The following is a 14491-nucleotide window of genomic DNA, read 5'->3' as shown; positions in this document are numbered from 1 at the left end:
ATTCCGAATTTCTTAATCTCTTTACAATTTCTATATTTTTTTGTATAATTCTCACAAAGTTCCCATCTACTGACAAGACTCCAAGGGAGGCTTTGCAGATTAACTTTTGTGATAGGTAGAATGGATCATCTTTCATAATAACTATCCACTGCTTTCATCACTATAGTTCTTTTTAAGCTCTAAATATCTTACTAAATGAATCTTACTATTTGCATATATTTGTTCTTCATGGGATTTAAAAATCATATCGTTATACAAACAAATCTTTTTTTCATCAGCAATAATTATTTCTCTACTATCTTTTATATCTTTAGTTATTAATACTGATAGTTTCGGACTCACTGGATAATAAAACTCTAGTTCATGATCTTCTAAATTTTTTTTATTTTCTACACTATAAGTATTTATCAAAGGTTGATCACCTGTAATAAAATTAATATCGGTTTTGTTTATTAACAACACTAAATTATATTCTTTTTCTAAGTGTAGCCCACCAGCTATATTTGTAGCACTTAGATGTGCTAAAATAGGCCATATTTTTCTCATATTTAGGTTGTCTTTTTCAAATTCTTGGATTACTGCATTTCTTCTTTTTTTTGTTCTCATGTATTGCAAAGCAATAAAAAATAAAAACATCATTCTATCTTCTGTAGTATCATCATAATAAAATAAAATATTTCCATCTCTTATTAAATCTAAATATTTATTTCCTATGCCCTCTATTTGAGCGTGGTAATCCTCTTCATAATTTTTTTTATGTTGATTTAGTAGTTCATCTACTTGCTCTTTTTTATCTTCTATTAAATGTCTAGTTATATTCTCATATTTAAAAACTTTTAAATAATTATGTATAAAATCAATATGCAACTTTTGTAAATATTTACTTGGTGCTTGCATAGCAAAACTATATGTATGATTTTTTTCTTCTTCTGTTAAATCTTGTAGTTCGTAAAAATAGTTCTCTTGTGCAATATTCATAGTATTTGATGGAAATAATTTATCTTCTCTCAGACATATTATTTGATTTTTTTCATTTGTCCAAGCTTTTAAATAATACTGACTCACATAGTGTTGCTTTTTTTTAATCATATTATCTCTCCCTTAAAAGCTTTGTCCATCAGGCTGTTGTGTAGGGTTTGTAGAGATGTTAGTTTTTTGTTCTCTTTTTCTTTTATAATTTCTGTTTTTTCTACTATAGATGCGAATTTGTTTTGTAGGGTTAGTGGGGGATTTTGAATATTTAAATTTCTTAATATTTTAGGAGATACTCTTGGTAAATTAGCTCCTGAAACACTATTTGATAATAATTCTACTATCTTAGTATGTCTCAAATAATATGCTACATATTGTTTAGTTGAAATATCATCAATTGGTTTAATTGGTAAAATATCTGTGCTACATATTCCGTTAAAACTTGGTAACAATACTTTATTAAGATATGGACGAAGTTTTCCATATAACAACATATCTGAAGTAAAAATATATTTATTACTTTTAATATTTGACTCATCTGATTTATAAACTTTAACTAGTTTACCAGTATTTTTTTCTATGCTGTCAAGGGCTATATATATTTCATTCGTAATCCTGTCAGAATTAATTGAAGTTGTTTTTATATTTGCTAATTTTTCAAGCTTTTCAACTTCCCACGTAAAAGGATTTTTTATTGGGTCGCCGAACATCTCTATGAACTTTGATTTTAAAAATAGGTCATAGTTTTTTATAAGCTCTTTTTGCTTCTCTATCAAAGCCGAGCTAATATCAAGAACTTTTACTATTTTTTCTTGTTGTGGAAGTGGTGGGATTGGAATTATTAATTTTTTTATATCATTACTACTAAGGTTTGGTTGAGCAGAACCACCAGCTAATGAAAGTAAATAAGATTTTTTACCCAATAAAAAATTAAACAAATACTTTGAAAGTAAGATACTTTTATTAGTTCTCATAGCACCTATTCGTTGATTTAGATATAGTTTTTTATCTAAATTACTAAATGCCATTTTTCCAGTTGTAACACCAGACATAGCAATTAAAATATCACTTCTATAAATTATGTAAGGTTTTAATTTATTATCTTCTTTATAACAAACACTATCAGCTAAATTTATCTCATCATTAACTAGGTTTCCTATTCTTACAATTGGTATGCCATGATTTTGAAAAGCATTACTCTTGAAAGAGTACCCATTAATAAATTGACAAATATCTCCCAACTTCTCAACTCTCCACCCATCAGGAAAATTCTCTATCATTTACTATCTTCTTTGTCATCTATTATCTCTACGAGTTCATTCATAAGTGAGCCTTGGAAGACTCCTTGTATTCCCATCTTGTGGAACTTTGTAAATGGGTTTTGTACTAAATCTTTCCTTGAAATGTCGTGCTTTTCTTTTACATAGTGCTTTATGGCTTTTATGAACTCTATTTGTGTAGAGCTTAGTGAGTGATTTTTTAAAAACTCATCAAGTAGATGCGGGAGTTTGTACTCTTTTTTGTTTATGATGCTTTGAAATATCTCTACCAAGTCATCAGACTTACACTCAAACATCTCTCCTAAAACCTTAGCATCTATCTCTTCTCTTAGCATCTCATCTTTTAGTGCATCTATATCTTCAACGCTTAGATGCAAACCTAAAAAGAGTTTTTGCAAAGTCGGACTTTCGTTTGTAAGTTTTTGTATAACTTTTAAGATATGCTCTTCATAAACTTCTAGGTTTACACTTAAGTGATTTATCTCTATGTTTGTTTTACTCTTTATGGCATCTGCTAAGTCAAAGTGGTACTCTTTTGCATCTTGGCGTTTAGACTTGTAAACCATAAGCGGTGCTAAGATATTTGTAGTAGCATTTGACTCCACAAAATCAAGCTCTAACCAAAAAGTGCCCTCCTCTGCCTCATCTATTAGCTCTTCTTGCATCTGTACTGCTGAGATGGTTTTTTGAAGTCTTAAAACATCCGTTACTATTTTCTCAATGCTTTTTTGTAGTTTTTCATCGTCTTGGATTATCTTGTAAGTTTGTAGCTTTTTAGTTTGAAGTCTAAACCTTAACTCAGAGTAGTTTTGAACTGTGATTCTATCAAGTAGTTTAGAGATGCTACTCAAACGCGAGAGATTGTTGTCGAAGTCTTTTAAAAATGGTTCTAGTTGTGCTGAGTGCTTTTTAACAAAGTAGTCGTCTTTTGGTATGGCATCTAGTTGTTGTTTAACTTCTCTTTTTATAGTCTCAAAGTTATCTCCACTTAGATTTTTCAACAACTCTAAGTTTTGCTCAAAAATCTGTCTGTGAAGACTCGACTGCTCTTTTGGAGTCTCTCCGCTTGGTTTTTCGTTAAAGTACTCAAAGTTAGACCAAAAGTCAAAGATAACAAACTTCTCTTTTTTGTAGTCTCCATCATAAAGTCTTGTTCCACGCCCTATCATCTGCCAAAACTTAGCTTTTGAAAAGACAGGTTTTGCAAAGACAAGGTTCATGATTTTTGGAACATCGATGCCAGTATCTAACATGCCCACAGAGATGGCTATACTAAACTTGGAGTTGTTGTTTTCATACTTATCTTTAAACTCTTTTATCAGCTCATCAGCGTTGTTAAGCTCAGAGGTAATGACTTTTGCGACCTCTGAATTATACTGAGGGTAAAGCTCATCAAAAAGTTTTACAAGTCTGTTAGCGTGGGATTTGTTTATGGCAAAGATGATTGTCTTTGCAGATAGGTTTGTCAGAGGATTTTTGTATCCATCTTCCATAAGTGTAGTTAAGATTTTACGGTTAGTATCATCATTTTTAACCATTTTCTCAACAGCACTTCCCTCAAAGTCTATCTCATCTGCGTCATAGCCATCAACTAAAAGTCTCTCTTGTTCAGCCTTAGGTAGCATCTCAAACCTGATGCCATCAGCTAAGAAGTTTGTTTTTACATCTACAACATCATAAGGCGATAAAAACTTATCTTTTATGGCTTCTTCATAAGTGTATGCAAAAGTAGGATTTCCTCCATCGGTGCCAAAGAACTTGTAAGTATCTCTGTCTGCAAACTCTACTGGAGTTGCAGTAAGCCCCATCTTTATGGCATCAAACTTTAAAAAAAGTTGTCCGTAATAGTTGTAGATGCTTCTGTGACTCTCATCTGCTATGATTAAGTCAAAAAAACCTTGGCTTATCTCTGTAGTTTTAAACAAACTCATCATAGTTTGAAAAGTTGAAACATAGATGCGTTTATCTTTCTCGAAATTATCTGATTCTATGCGTTGTCTTGATTGGTTTGGCATGTGTTCTTTAAAATCATCAAGCCCTTGTTTGACGAGTTCTCTTCTGTCTGCTAAAAACAAAACTCTTTTAACTTTGCCAGCACGAAGTAAAACATCAACTAAAGAGATAACTGTTCTGGTCTTTCCTGTTCCTGTTGCCATAACCCACAAAATATTTCTCTTGTTTTCATTTAACTCTTGGAGTGTTTTTGTAACAGCATCTATTTGGTAGTATCTTCCTGCTATTGTCTTGTTTATAAGTTCTGGGGAGAGTTTCGTGTTGTTGTTATTTCGTTTTGAGTAAGTTTCTAAATCATCTAAAGAGTGGTAAGATAAAACTTCTCGCAAAGGGTAATTTTCAATATCCCAAAATTCTATCTCATGTCCATTTGTTATGTAAATAAATGGAGCAAAACCTTGAGTATTTTTAATACGCTGAGCATAATACTGAGCTTGTGTTTTAGCGCTACCAAGAGTTTTGTCCTCTCTTTTAGCTTCAACAACAGCGATAACTTCTCCAACTCTGTTTATAAGAGCATAATCTACATACCTTTTAGCTCTGTCAAAAAACTCTGGTAAATCTTCGTCTAGTTTTATCTCGTATTCTTGGATTACTTTAGTGATGTCTTTCACATCCCAACCACATTTGTTTAATTCATCATCAATTAAATTAGTTCGCGTTTGGGCTTCATTCATTCAAATACCTATATAAAGTTCGGTGCATCATTTGCAAAGAGTATGATGTCTCCTGCTTTTGTTTGAGCTGCTAAAACATCTTGGATTTTTGATTTGTCGTGAAGTATGGTTTTATTTGTCACTTTGATGTTCTTCTCAAAGAGTTTAGCGTTTAATGCACCAGTAACAATTACTATATCAAAGACATCATTTATAGCGTCTATAAGCTTTAGATTCAACTCATCACTACTCTCAACAAGTCCAGGTGTAACTATGACTTTTCTGCCCTCGTGGAGTGAACAGAGTCTTATGCCTTCAAGCATTCCGTCTATGTTTCCGTTATAACCATCATCTATAATGATTTTACCACCAGCTACTATCTTTTGAAGTCTATGCTCAACTGGAGTTAACTTTGCAACTGCCTTAGTTATCTCTTCGTCACTCATACCAAAACTTTTAGCAATATTTGCAGCTGCTTCGATATTCATAGTTTGAAAAGAGCCTAATATATTTGTATGAAGCTTTAGTGTGTTATTACCTAGTTTTAGCTCAAAATCCGTTCCATCTAAAGTAGCATCTATGTTTTGAATATTATCACCAAAAAAAGTTACTTTTTCATGCGGTTCATCCGTTACAGAAGTGTGTATAAAAGCTTTCATAAGTCTTGGTGATTGCATGATTTCAAGTTTAGCTGCTATAATATTTTTCAGAGATTTAAAGTACTCCAAATGAGCCTCTCCAACTTTACCAACTACTACAATCTGAGGCTCCAAAAAAGTAGTTATTTCATAAATATCCCCACTCTCTCTTGCCCCTGCTTCACATACATATATCTCAGTATCACTTGGCAACGATTCATTTATATCACGCATGATTCCACCAAGAGTATTTACGCTTCTTGGAGTTGCATAGACATTGTACTTAGTAGCAAGTATCTCTCTCACAAAGTTTTTGATGCTTGTTTTTCCGTAGCTTCCAGTGATTGCAACTATTTGTAAGTCTTTTATGTTGTTTAACTTCTTTTTTGCTTCTTTAGCGAATGCCATAAATAGAAACTTCTCTATCATAAAACTACCGATATAAGCCAAAGCCAAAGGCATAAATACACCGTAAGTTCCACAAGCATCTTTTAAAGTACAAAGTACATCTTGAAAAAGGACCAAAGAGACTAAAAGAATCAAAAATCTTTTAACTCTCCAAGTAAGAACAAGCTTTTTATCTAATTTTTTATGCCAAATAAAAATAGCAGGAGCTACTGCAAAATAAAAGAAAATAGGAAAAAACTCTCCAGTTGTGTAATACGCTATAAAAGGTATAAAAAAGTACAGCAGATGCCAATGTGGCTTATGATGTTTTAAAATAACACGAGATAGTTTATAATCGTACCACTGTAAGTTAGTTATGAGATACCATCCTAAAACGGTTACAAAAAGTACATTTGTTACAAAGGCTATTAAAATCGCAAAATCAAACATTATGATGCTCCAAAGTTTTTAGAAATGTATTTTCAATTTCACGAGAAACTTCTTTGGCATGAGTCATAAAAAAGTAGTGATCACCATCGTAAATTTTAAGAGTTGAATCTTTTATAAGCTCATCAATTTTTACTGCTGAACTTATAGGTGTAGCAGTGTCTTCTTTTCCCCAACAAAGAAGTGCTTTACCGTTGTAGGCAGCAAATTCATCAGCAAAGTCTTCATCAACTACATTTTTAAATGTCTGATACATAGGCTCATTTAAAGATTTTGCATCTTTTGCTACAAAGAATGCACGAAATTTTGCAAATCCAAAAGTTTTAAGAAGTTTAAAAGCGGCTATTTTTGCTTTTATTTTAAAAGATTTTGGTACGTAAATACCTGCACTAGCAACTAAAACAAGAACTTTAGGTTCTAGTAAAACAGCAACTTTCCCACCAAACGAGTGACCAAGTATAATGTTTTTAGATGCATTGATGTGAATCATAAGAAGTTCAACAATTCTTGCATAATCTTTAGTCTTTAGGGCAATATTACAAGTACTGCCTCCAAAACCAGGAAGATCTATGTATATATGACGAAAAGTATCCATATATGGAGCAAATGATTTTTTCATTAAGCCTTTATTACTTCCCCAACCATGTAATATAATCAAGTCTACAGAAGCTTCTGGATTTAATATTTCATAACTTATATCTAAAGTGTGTTGGTTATACTGTATAGACTTAATAGCCATTATTTACCTTTTGCTTGACTAATAGAGTGAATATATTCATAATTTACTTTTGCTCTTTTATGTGTTGGAAGTGAGTTTCTAAGTAACTCTAATGAAGCTTTAAAATCTTCAAAGAGATAGTTTGCCATAGAACCAGGAATAGGGTTTATTTCATTTAGAAGTACTTCATCATCAACTACAAAAAAGTCACATCTAATAAGTGCGCCTTCAAAAAGATTTTTATAAACTTTCTCAAAACTACTTTTTAGCTTAGCTTCAAGTTTAGGACTTATATCTGCTTTTAAAACTTGTTCTGAACGTGAAAAGTCCATATATTTTTTCTCAAAATCCAAGAACTCGTTTTTCTGAGGTTCTTCAACTATAGAAAAGTACATTTCACCTTTTGCCATAAAACCTGCTAAATTATACTCTTTTACACCCTCTATAAATGGCTCAACTATAACAGAGCTGTCATATTCAAAAGCAACATCAAGAGCATAGTCAAGATCACCTTCATTTTTTACAATACTCACACCTATAGAACTACCAAGTCTCGCAGGTTTAACGATAATTGGATACTCTATACTAATATTTTTGTGTTCATTTGATGAAATAACTTCATACTTTACACTTTTTATTTTTTTAGCTTCACAAAGCCATTTTGTATATCTTTTGTCATACGAAAAAACACTGGCATCTGTTCTTGGCCCTATATATTTTATAGAGAAAAAATCAAGCAAAGATGCAACAGTGCCATCTTCACCATCAGCACCATGAATTAGATTTAAAACAGGACCTGAATGCTCAGTTGAGCTAAACATAGATTTTTGAGAAAATGAACCATTAGTGATGCTAAGTTGTGGCATCTTTTTATGTTCCCCATTAGAAAAAGTATTAGCTTTCATTTTTGATGAATCTATCAAATAAAATTTATGGTCTAAATCACAAAAAATAAAGCTTAAGTCAAATCCTGCCAACTTCTCTTTTAGAGTTATAGCACTTACTATACTAATCTCATGTTCAAAACTAGCACCACCGAATAAAATTGTTAATTTCAACTTGTAATTCCTTACTTTATAAATATTTCTTTGTATTTTTCTTCGTCCCAGCCAACTACAACTTGACCTTTAAACTCGATTATTGGTCTTTTTAAAAGCATATTCTCTTTACAAAGCCACTCACGTTTGCCACTCTCATCAAGGCTCAAGTCTTTGAGCTTTAAAGTTCTGTACTTAGTACCGCGGTTGTTAAAAAGAACGTCCATTTCTATCTGCCCTAACCACTCATCAACTTTCACGCAATCAATAGAAGTTTTTTTAAAGTCAATAAATTCTAAATCAATATCATTATCTTTAAAAAATTTTCTTGCATTTCTCACACTACCACAAGTAGGTATGCCATATAGTTTCATATATCTATCCCTTTAATTAAAAACTCACAATTATAGCACTTTTAGCTTATTAGCACTATTTCAAATAGTTTGAAGTAGTTTTAGAGCCTCTTTTACAAGTGAACCTGTGTCATCACCGTTACATGCACTAAGTGCTTTAGCAATTTTGTCCTTTTTAAACCCTAGTGATTCAAGTGCTTCACTTGCTTGAGTAAATGCTAAGCTTTTAGGTGCATCGCCAGATGAGATAAGTTCCACATCAAAACCATTAAGTTCAACCAAAATTCGCCCTGCACTTTTAGGACCGATACCCGGAACTTTTTTTACCCCGTTCATATCTTTATTATTTATTACAGTAGCAAACTGGTTAGGTGTATATGTTGAGCAGATTGCCATTGCAACCTTTGGTCCAACACCATTAATCTTTATGAGTCTGGCAAACATTTTTTTCTCCGCCATATCCAAAAATCCAAATAGTAGTTGTGCATCTTCACGAATAATCTGCGTAGTAAAGAGTTTAACTTCATCATTTCCTAAGGCTGAAAAAGTATGTAAAGAGATAAAAACTTCATAAACTACTCCTCTAACATCAACATGTACAAAAGTAGGTTCTTTATATATTACATTTCCGATTATTCCAACTATCATCTACTCTTTAACCGCCTTGATTTTATATTCTCCATCGTCTACTTCAACTATAGAAAATATCTTATCTGCTGAACCTTCTTCTGGTTTAAAAGATAATTCTAGCGGTGGATCTACCAGCTTAAATATTATCTCATTAAAGCCAACCCATCTATCCCTGTTAATAATTCTTGAATCAAAGATATTATCCTGAAAAGATGCTGTTTTAGTAGTCAGTAGATTTAGCTGGTCATTTTTTATTTCAAACTCTTTTTTTATAGTCACTAAGTGCTCTTGCACTTTTTGAAACTGTTTATATTGCTTTACAAAAGATGCTGGCATTTTAACACCATTTTTTTTGTAGTGAATCAAACGTTTTTTTACATCATTAAAAGTTGCTTGATTATCTTTAACCAATTTCTTATACTTGAGTATCTCTTTTTTTATGTTTTCAACTGCATTATCTAACTCAGTAATCTTACTTTGATTCTCGTTAAGCCCCTCTTGAGCAGACTTTTTAAGCAGTGGATCTATGGTAAAAACATTTTCACTTCCCTGAAGCTTTTTAATCTCTATGAGTCTTGAAGCAGTTGCATTAACATAAGAACCACATACTTCTATCTGTATCTCTTTAGCTCTTATATGTCCGCCTATAGCTTGAGATATTTCAACCATCTCTCCATCTACCTCTCCATGCTCAAGTCTTGATATATGGATCTCTTTTCCATATGCTTTTCCTTTATGAACATTTATGTTTAGATTATCCGCTGTTATTATTGCTGTTTTATGAGTTTGACCACCTATGGTAGCCTTATGTGCTGTAACTTTAGCATTTGAGCCAACATTACCATCTATGTCTATTTCACTAACTTCAACAACCATACCAGTACCAACAGCATCTTTGACAGAATCAGTTTCTTTTACACTGATATTTACATCTGAGTCTATACCAGCAGAGATAGAACCTGTAGATTTAAAACTAATCTCACCTATATCAATTTCAGACTTAATTGTATACAAATTTCCATCAAGAGCAATATATCCATTTTCAACTGCACGATACTCTATGCTTTTATCAGAATCAATAATTTTTATAGTATCATCAGTAGTAAAGGTAGGTGTGTTTTCCTCTATTGGCTCTTTGGGCTCCATAAACTCACCACGACAGTTTCTACCCGGTTTCCCCTCTTTTATCTTTATATATTCAATAAGAAGTTCATCTTTATGTACACTCTGAATAAAACCCCTGTTTGCATAGTCTATTTTACCTTTTTCATCAACAGTGTCTTTTTTATCATAGTGTAAGATTAAAGCGTCATTAGTAGTAGGAGTAGGTTCATAAGCCTTAGCTATTAAGTGCGTTTCACTTTTGTTATAAACAGCTGATTCTTCTACTCTAACATGAGCGACTATTTTTGAGATTACATCTGAGAGCATCTCATCAAAAATATTTATCAAGATGTTTGCACGTACTTTACTCTTGTTTATAAGGATAAGAAGATCTTCCTCAAATCTTGGACTAAAAGAGACTTTGGAACCTTCTTTAATGTTCAGGTATACTTTACACTTAGTAGCATTGGCACCAACAGCTAAATTAAAGTCACTGTATGGATCATTATCTGTTTTTGAGAAGATTTCTATTTCATACATCTGTTTAATTTGGAAATTTTTATCTAGGAAGCTACCTTTATCTTCTATCTCTGAAAGATTTTCCTCTGCAACTTCTTCCCAGTCTGCCTCTTTATCACCATTATTGACTCTTGTATATGTTTGTGATTCTAGTATATTGAAATCTATAGTATTGACACTTACCTCATTTGATTTTGCGATTGATATCAACTCTTTTGCAACGTTTTGCGTACGTATAACAGTTGGTCGAATCTTTTTGGATGATTTAGTAGTCTTCTTGTTTGAGCCAAACAACGCCATTTTTACCTGCCAAGATTAAATTTTAAAATTAAAGCCTCTATTTTAATCAAATATTTGTTAAACTTTCGTAAAAGTATAAAACTCTATATAAAGAAGCCCATGTTTAAAGCTATTTTCACAAACAGTTTTGGAATTTTGTTTTCAAGAATTTTAGGATTTATAAGAGATTTACTAACAGCATCCGTTCTTGGTGCAAATATATATAGTGACATCTTTTTCATAGCTTTTAAACTACCCAATCTTTTTCGTCGTATCTTCGCAGAAGGTGCTTTTACTCAAGTCTTTATACCAGCCTTTGCTAAGTCTTCGCACAAGGGTGTTTTTTCAGCAAATATCTTTATAGTCTTTTCATCTATCATACTTATAATAACTCTACTTGTAAATCTTCTGCCTGCTCTTGCCACAAAAGCCATAGCAGTGGGTTTTGACACGGCAACAATAGAGTTGGCATCTCCATTTGTAGCTATTAATTTTTGGTACTTGCCACTAATCTTTTCAGTCACTTTTTTAAGCACTATGCTTCAGTACAAACACCACTTTGCAACATCAGCCTTTTCAACTGCCCTTTTAAACATATCACTAATTTTGGCTCTACTTCTCTCACAAGACAAAAGCCAGACAGAGATAGTTTACTACCTAAGTTGGGGTGTAGTCATTGGTGGAGTAATGCAACTGGCTGTTCATATTATTGCCATCCAAAAAATGGGACTAAGCAAACTTATTTTAGGTGGTTTCAGACATCTGAGAGTTAAATCAAAAATCATCAAAAAAGACACAAGAGAGTTTAGAAGACAGTTTTTTCCTGCTATGTGGGGAAACTCAACTGCTCAGGTTAGTGCATTTTTAGATACATTTTTAGCATCGTTTTTAATAACAGGCTCTATCTCATACCTATACTACGCCAACCGCATCTTCCAGCTCCCCCTTGCTCTTTTTGCCATTGCTACTTCTATAGCTCTTTTTCCTAGAGTTGCCAGATACATAAAGAACAAGGATGAAGAAAAAGCCCTACTCTTTTTGCAACGTGCATTCTGGTTTTTAGCGTTTTTACTTACAGCAAGTACTCTTGGTGGTTTTATACTATCACGTGAGATAACTTGGCTGCTTTTTGAGCGAGGTGCATTTAGTACTCAAGACACTCAAAACACCACTCTTGTATTGCAGATGTATATGATAGGACTACTTCCATTTGGACTTCAAAAGCTATTTGTTCTATGGCTATATGCAAAAGAGATGCAAATGAAAGCAGCCAAGATAGCAACCTACTCTTTAATCACTTACATCATATTCGCACTATCTCTTATCTCTCCAATGGGAGTAAGCGGACTAGCCCTCGCATCTACAGTCGGTGGCTTTGTGAGTTTTACTCTTACTATAAAAGTATTTGGAGTTAAAAACTTTTTTGAGATATTACGTTCTAAAAATGCTATCTATCTTGTAATCGGTACGGTCGTTTTTGCTGGGTTGCTTTTAGTTTTTAAAGATTTTATTGGTTCTTATATTTGATTAATCACAAACCCTGCTAAAATAATTAAACAATAGAAAAGAAATTAATCAGTGCATGAAAAAAGAGGGCTATATCAAAAAAAATAGATATAACAAAACTTAGTTATCATGTTGAGCATTAAATAGTTATTTAAATAACTATTTGAATAACTATTTGAATAACTATTTAAGTCTTATTACTCTATACTTACAGTATAAAAATAAGGAGTATTCATGATTTCCAAAAAACATCTCTCTTTGGTGCAATCATTTTTAATTGCTTTTGTTATGACATTTATTATGTCATTTGCTATTTCATTAATAAACCTTGGATTTATTAATGGTTTTGTAGATATATGGCTTCATGCTTGGCTAGCTGCTTTTGCTATAGCGTTTCCTTCATTACTGTTTATCTTACCACATATGCGATTTTTAGCGATGAAAATTGCATCAAAAGATATAAGCTAATGATGGAACAAGTATCTACTTTTGGGTCAACGGCAACTTTAGGGTTACTTATTGCACGTGTTAAACGTAAAATGAGAAAACGAATGAATGACAAACTAAAGCCATATGGTATTACCGCGGAACAACGAGCTATTTTGTTAGCATTATGTGAAAAAGGCGATATGACGCAAGTGCAATTGTGTGACCTAATCTCAGTTGAACCTTCAAACCTATCCACAACACTTAAACGTCTTGAAAAAAAAAGCTATATTGAAAAAGTTGAACACCCTACTGACCCACGTGCATATCTTGTGAAAGCAACACAACAAACACAGGCTATAGCTCATGAACTTTTGCAGCTAAGTTCAATTGTAGATAGTGCTCTTTTTAAGGATATTAGCGACGAAGAACTATCCATAACATTTGAAACACTTAAAAAGATGGATAGAAATTTTTAGAAAAAGACAGGACTTATGCTAAAATATTCATTATAAATTTAAAGGAAAAGGAAAAAAAGTCTATGCAAAAAGCTTTAATACTCGTTTATTTTCAAAATGATTATTTTGAAGGTGGAACAATGACACTAAATGGAATTACAAAAGCTTTAAAAAATGCTAATCTTTTGATAAAAAAAGCAATTGGAAAATTTATACTATACAACACTTTTCTACAGGAGAAGGGGCAACATTTTTTATGCCAAATACAAAAGGAATATGAATCATGGCTATTGATTGGAAAATAACATTATCTATTATCATTTTAAAATCAATTGTGGTTAAAACTGTAACTTGGTTAAGAAAATCAAGTGTCAAAAATAAAGGTAAATTACCAATGTCCATGGTGATTGAGCAAGGTAATTTTCCTTCATGCATCAATGATTACATTAGTGATATGACGATTAAAGAAGTGCCAAATGCATTTAGAAAATTACTTGAAGACAATATTAACACTGAGTATAGACAAGAAGGCTCATTACCAGCGAATATTGATAAACTTCCCAATGAAAAAAAGACAAAATTTATGATTAATAATACAAGAGTCTCAACATATTTTATTTTTACTGATGGTAAACGATGTTTATTTCATAATCGAAAAACATCTTCTGAATACTTACAAAGAGTAGAAAATTATGAGTATGATTTTTTCGGTGCAGTTACTTTTGAAAACTGCACACTTCCATTAAAAGTTGGAGGTAATAAAGGATTTTTTGATTCTAAAATTCTTCAAGTGAGCTGTGTGCCAGGTTTTGCTTTTGAAGACACGGTTGAACCAGAGGATAATTTATTTGGACGACAAACAGTAATAATGCTCGGATTTGAGTTATTAATTAAGTCTGAAGATCTTGATAAAGCTGAGTCAACCGAAACATCAAAAATAGAAATAAGAAAAATAACTAGTATTCCAGATGGTGACTTACTCACATCAAAAGCAAAACATGGAATGAGTTATTTAAATGCAAAGTATGCATGACAAATCATCGAACACTAATAAATGCCTTACGGGTA

At 32.3% G+C, this 14491-nt stretch carries 14 protein-coding genes; 5 read left to right on the top strand and 9 right to left on the bottom strand.

The features are described 5' to 3' along the window. Window positions 1-141: 141 nt before the first annotated feature. From ACLHDE_RS06220 to ACLHDE_RS06180, 9 genes are read right to left on the bottom strand one after another with little or no spacing between them, the layout of a single operon-like run. Entirely contained in the window at window positions 142-1089 is a 948-nt protein-coding gene (locus ACLHDE_RS06220; protein ID WP_415398341.1) for a DUF4238 domain-containing protein, read from the bottom strand. Beyond that, on the bottom strand, window positions 1086-2252 hold the full coding sequence (locus tag ACLHDE_RS06215; RefSeq protein ID WP_415398340.1) for a restriction endonuclease subunit S: 1167 nt from the start codon (window positions 2250-2252) through the stop codon (window positions 1086-1088). The genes ACLHDE_RS06220 and ACLHDE_RS06215 overlap by 4 nt, the downstream gene beginning before the upstream one ends. Continuing rightward, window positions 2249-4942: a DEAD/DEAH box helicase family protein gene (locus tag ACLHDE_RS06210; protein ID WP_415398339.1), complete on the bottom strand. Its 2694-nt coding sequence runs from the start codon at window positions 4940-4942 to the stop codon at window positions 2249-2251. The genes ACLHDE_RS06215 and ACLHDE_RS06210 overlap by 4 nt, the downstream gene beginning before the upstream one ends. Before the next feature lie 8 nt (window positions 4943-4950). Continuing rightward, window positions 4951-6396, bottom strand: a complete 1446-nt coding sequence (locus ACLHDE_RS06205) for a Mur ligase family protein (RefSeq protein WP_415398338.1) — start codon at window positions 6394-6396, stop codon at window positions 4951-4953. Next, a complete protein-coding gene (locus tag ACLHDE_RS06200) occupies window positions 6389-7132 on the bottom strand; it encodes an alpha/beta fold hydrolase (RefSeq protein ID WP_415398337.1) in 744 nt (247 codons plus the stop codon). The genes ACLHDE_RS06205 and ACLHDE_RS06200 overlap by 8 nt, the downstream gene beginning before the upstream one ends. After that, on the bottom strand, window positions 7132-8169 hold the full coding sequence (locus ACLHDE_RS06195; protein WP_415398336.1) for a D-alanine--D-alanine ligase: 1038 nt from the start codon (window positions 8167-8169) through the stop codon (window positions 7132-7134). Before ACLHDE_RS06195 ends, ACLHDE_RS06200 begins: the two co-directional genes overlap by 1 nt. Window positions 8170-8180: 11 nt before the next feature. Then, complete coding sequence (locus ACLHDE_RS06190) at window positions 8181-8522, bottom strand: arsenate reductase family protein (protein ID WP_415398335.1); 342 nt, start codon at window positions 8520-8522, stop codon at window positions 8181-8183. A 60-nt stretch (window positions 8523-8582) separates the two neighbouring features. Continuing rightward, complete coding sequence (gene ruvA, locus ACLHDE_RS06185; protein ID WP_415398334.1) at window positions 8583-9149, bottom strand: Holliday junction branch migration protein RuvA; 567 nt, start codon at window positions 9147-9149, stop codon at window positions 8583-8585. Then, the gene (locus ACLHDE_RS06180; RefSeq protein ID WP_415398333.1) at window positions 9150-11054 is read right to left on the bottom strand and encodes a flagellar assembly protein A; all 1905 of its coding nucleotides are present in this window, start codon (window positions 11052-11054) and stop codon (window positions 9150-9152) included. 99 nt (window positions 11055-11153) lie between these two features. Here ACLHDE_RS06180 and murJ point away from each other — a divergent pair, with 99 nt between their 5' ends. The 5 genes from murJ (at window position 11154) to ACLHDE_RS06155 (ending at window position 14456) form a co-directional block, all read left to right on the top strand. Further along, window positions 11154-12560, top strand: a complete 1407-nt coding sequence (murJ, locus tag ACLHDE_RS06175; protein WP_415398332.1) for a murein biosynthesis integral membrane protein MurJ — start codon at window positions 11154-11156, stop codon at window positions 12558-12560. Window positions 12561-12773: 213 nt separating this feature from the next. After that, window positions 12774-13007, top strand: coding sequence for a DUF2798 domain-containing protein (locus ACLHDE_RS06170; protein ID WP_415398331.1), 234 nt, complete (start codon window positions 12774-12776; stop codon window positions 13005-13007). Beyond that, window positions 13007-13444: a MarR family winged helix-turn-helix transcriptional regulator gene (locus tag ACLHDE_RS06165; RefSeq protein ID WP_415398330.1), complete on the top strand. Its 438-nt coding sequence runs from the start codon at window positions 13007-13009 to the stop codon at window positions 13442-13444. The genes ACLHDE_RS06170 and ACLHDE_RS06165 overlap by 1 nt, the downstream gene beginning before the upstream one ends. A gap of 62 nt (window positions 13445-13506) precedes the next feature. Continuing rightward, window positions 13507-13728 (top strand): hypothetical protein, encoded by a 222-nt coding sequence (locus tag ACLHDE_RS06160; RefSeq protein ID WP_415398329.1) that lies wholly within the window; start codon window positions 13507-13509, stop codon window positions 13726-13728. Beyond that, a complete protein-coding gene (locus ACLHDE_RS06155) occupies window positions 13707-14456 on the top strand; it encodes a hypothetical protein (RefSeq protein ID WP_415398328.1) in 750 nt (249 codons plus the stop codon). Before ACLHDE_RS06160 ends, ACLHDE_RS06155 begins: the two co-directional genes overlap by 22 nt. Window positions 14457-14491: the final 35 nt, after the last annotated feature.

Origin of the sequence: Sulfurimonas iocasae (assembly GCF_047716755.1) — a bacterium.
Classification (GTDB): Bacteria; Campylobacterota; Campylobacteria; order Campylobacterales; family Sulfurimonadaceae; genus Sulfurimonas.
The sequence above is the reverse complement of the archived record's forward strand: the minus strand, read 5'-3'. Positions and strand labels throughout refer to the sequence as shown.

Excerpts from the sequence above, each read along its gene's own strand:
- ACLHDE_RS06220 (WP_415398341.1), bottom strand. The coding sequence starts at position 1,089 with ATGATTAAAAAAAAGCAACACTATGTGAGTCAGTATTATTTAAAAGCT.
- ACLHDE_RS06215 (WP_415398340.1), bottom strand. The coding sequence starts at position 2,252 with ATGATAGAGAATTTTCCTGATGGGTGGAGAGTTGAGAAGTTGGGAGAT.
- ACLHDE_RS06210 (WP_415398339.1), bottom strand. The coding sequence starts at position 4,942 with ATGAATGAAGCCCAAACGCGAACTAATTTAATTGATGATGAATTAAAC.
- ACLHDE_RS06205 (WP_415398338.1), bottom strand. The coding sequence starts at position 6,396 with ATGTTTGATTTTGCGATTTTAATAGCCTTTGTAACAAATGTACTTTTT.
- ACLHDE_RS06200 (WP_415398337.1), bottom strand. The coding sequence starts at position 7,132 with ATGGCTATTAAGTCTATACAGTATAACCAACACACTTTAGATATAAGT.
- ACLHDE_RS06190 (WP_415398335.1), bottom strand. The coding sequence starts at position 8,522 with ATGAAACTATATGGCATACCTACTTGTGGTAGTGTGAGAAATGCAAGA.
- ruvA (WP_415398334.1), bottom strand. The coding sequence starts at position 9,149 with ATGATAGTTGGAATAATCGGAAATGTAATATATAAAGAACCTACTTTT.
- ACLHDE_RS06180 (WP_415398333.1), bottom strand. The coding sequence starts at position 11,054 with ATGGCGTTGTTTGGCTCAAACAAGAAGACTACTAAATCATCCAAAAAG.
- murJ (WP_415398332.1), top strand. The coding sequence starts at position 11,154 with ATGTTTAAAGCTATTTTCACAAACAGTTTTGGAATTTTGTTTTCAAGA.
- ACLHDE_RS06170 (WP_415398331.1), top strand. The coding sequence starts at position 12,774 with ATGATTTCCAAAAAACATCTCTCTTTGGTGCAATCATTTTTAATTGCT.
- ACLHDE_RS06165 (WP_415398330.1), top strand. The coding sequence starts at position 13,007 with ATGATGGAACAAGTATCTACTTTTGGGTCAACGGCAACTTTAGGGTTA.
- ACLHDE_RS06160 (WP_415398329.1), top strand. The coding sequence starts at position 13,507 with ATGCAAAAAGCTTTAATACTCGTTTATTTTCAAAATGATTATTTTGAA.
- ACLHDE_RS06155 (WP_415398328.1), top strand. The coding sequence starts at position 13,707 with ATGGCTATTGATTGGAAAATAACATTATCTATTATCATTTTAAAATCA.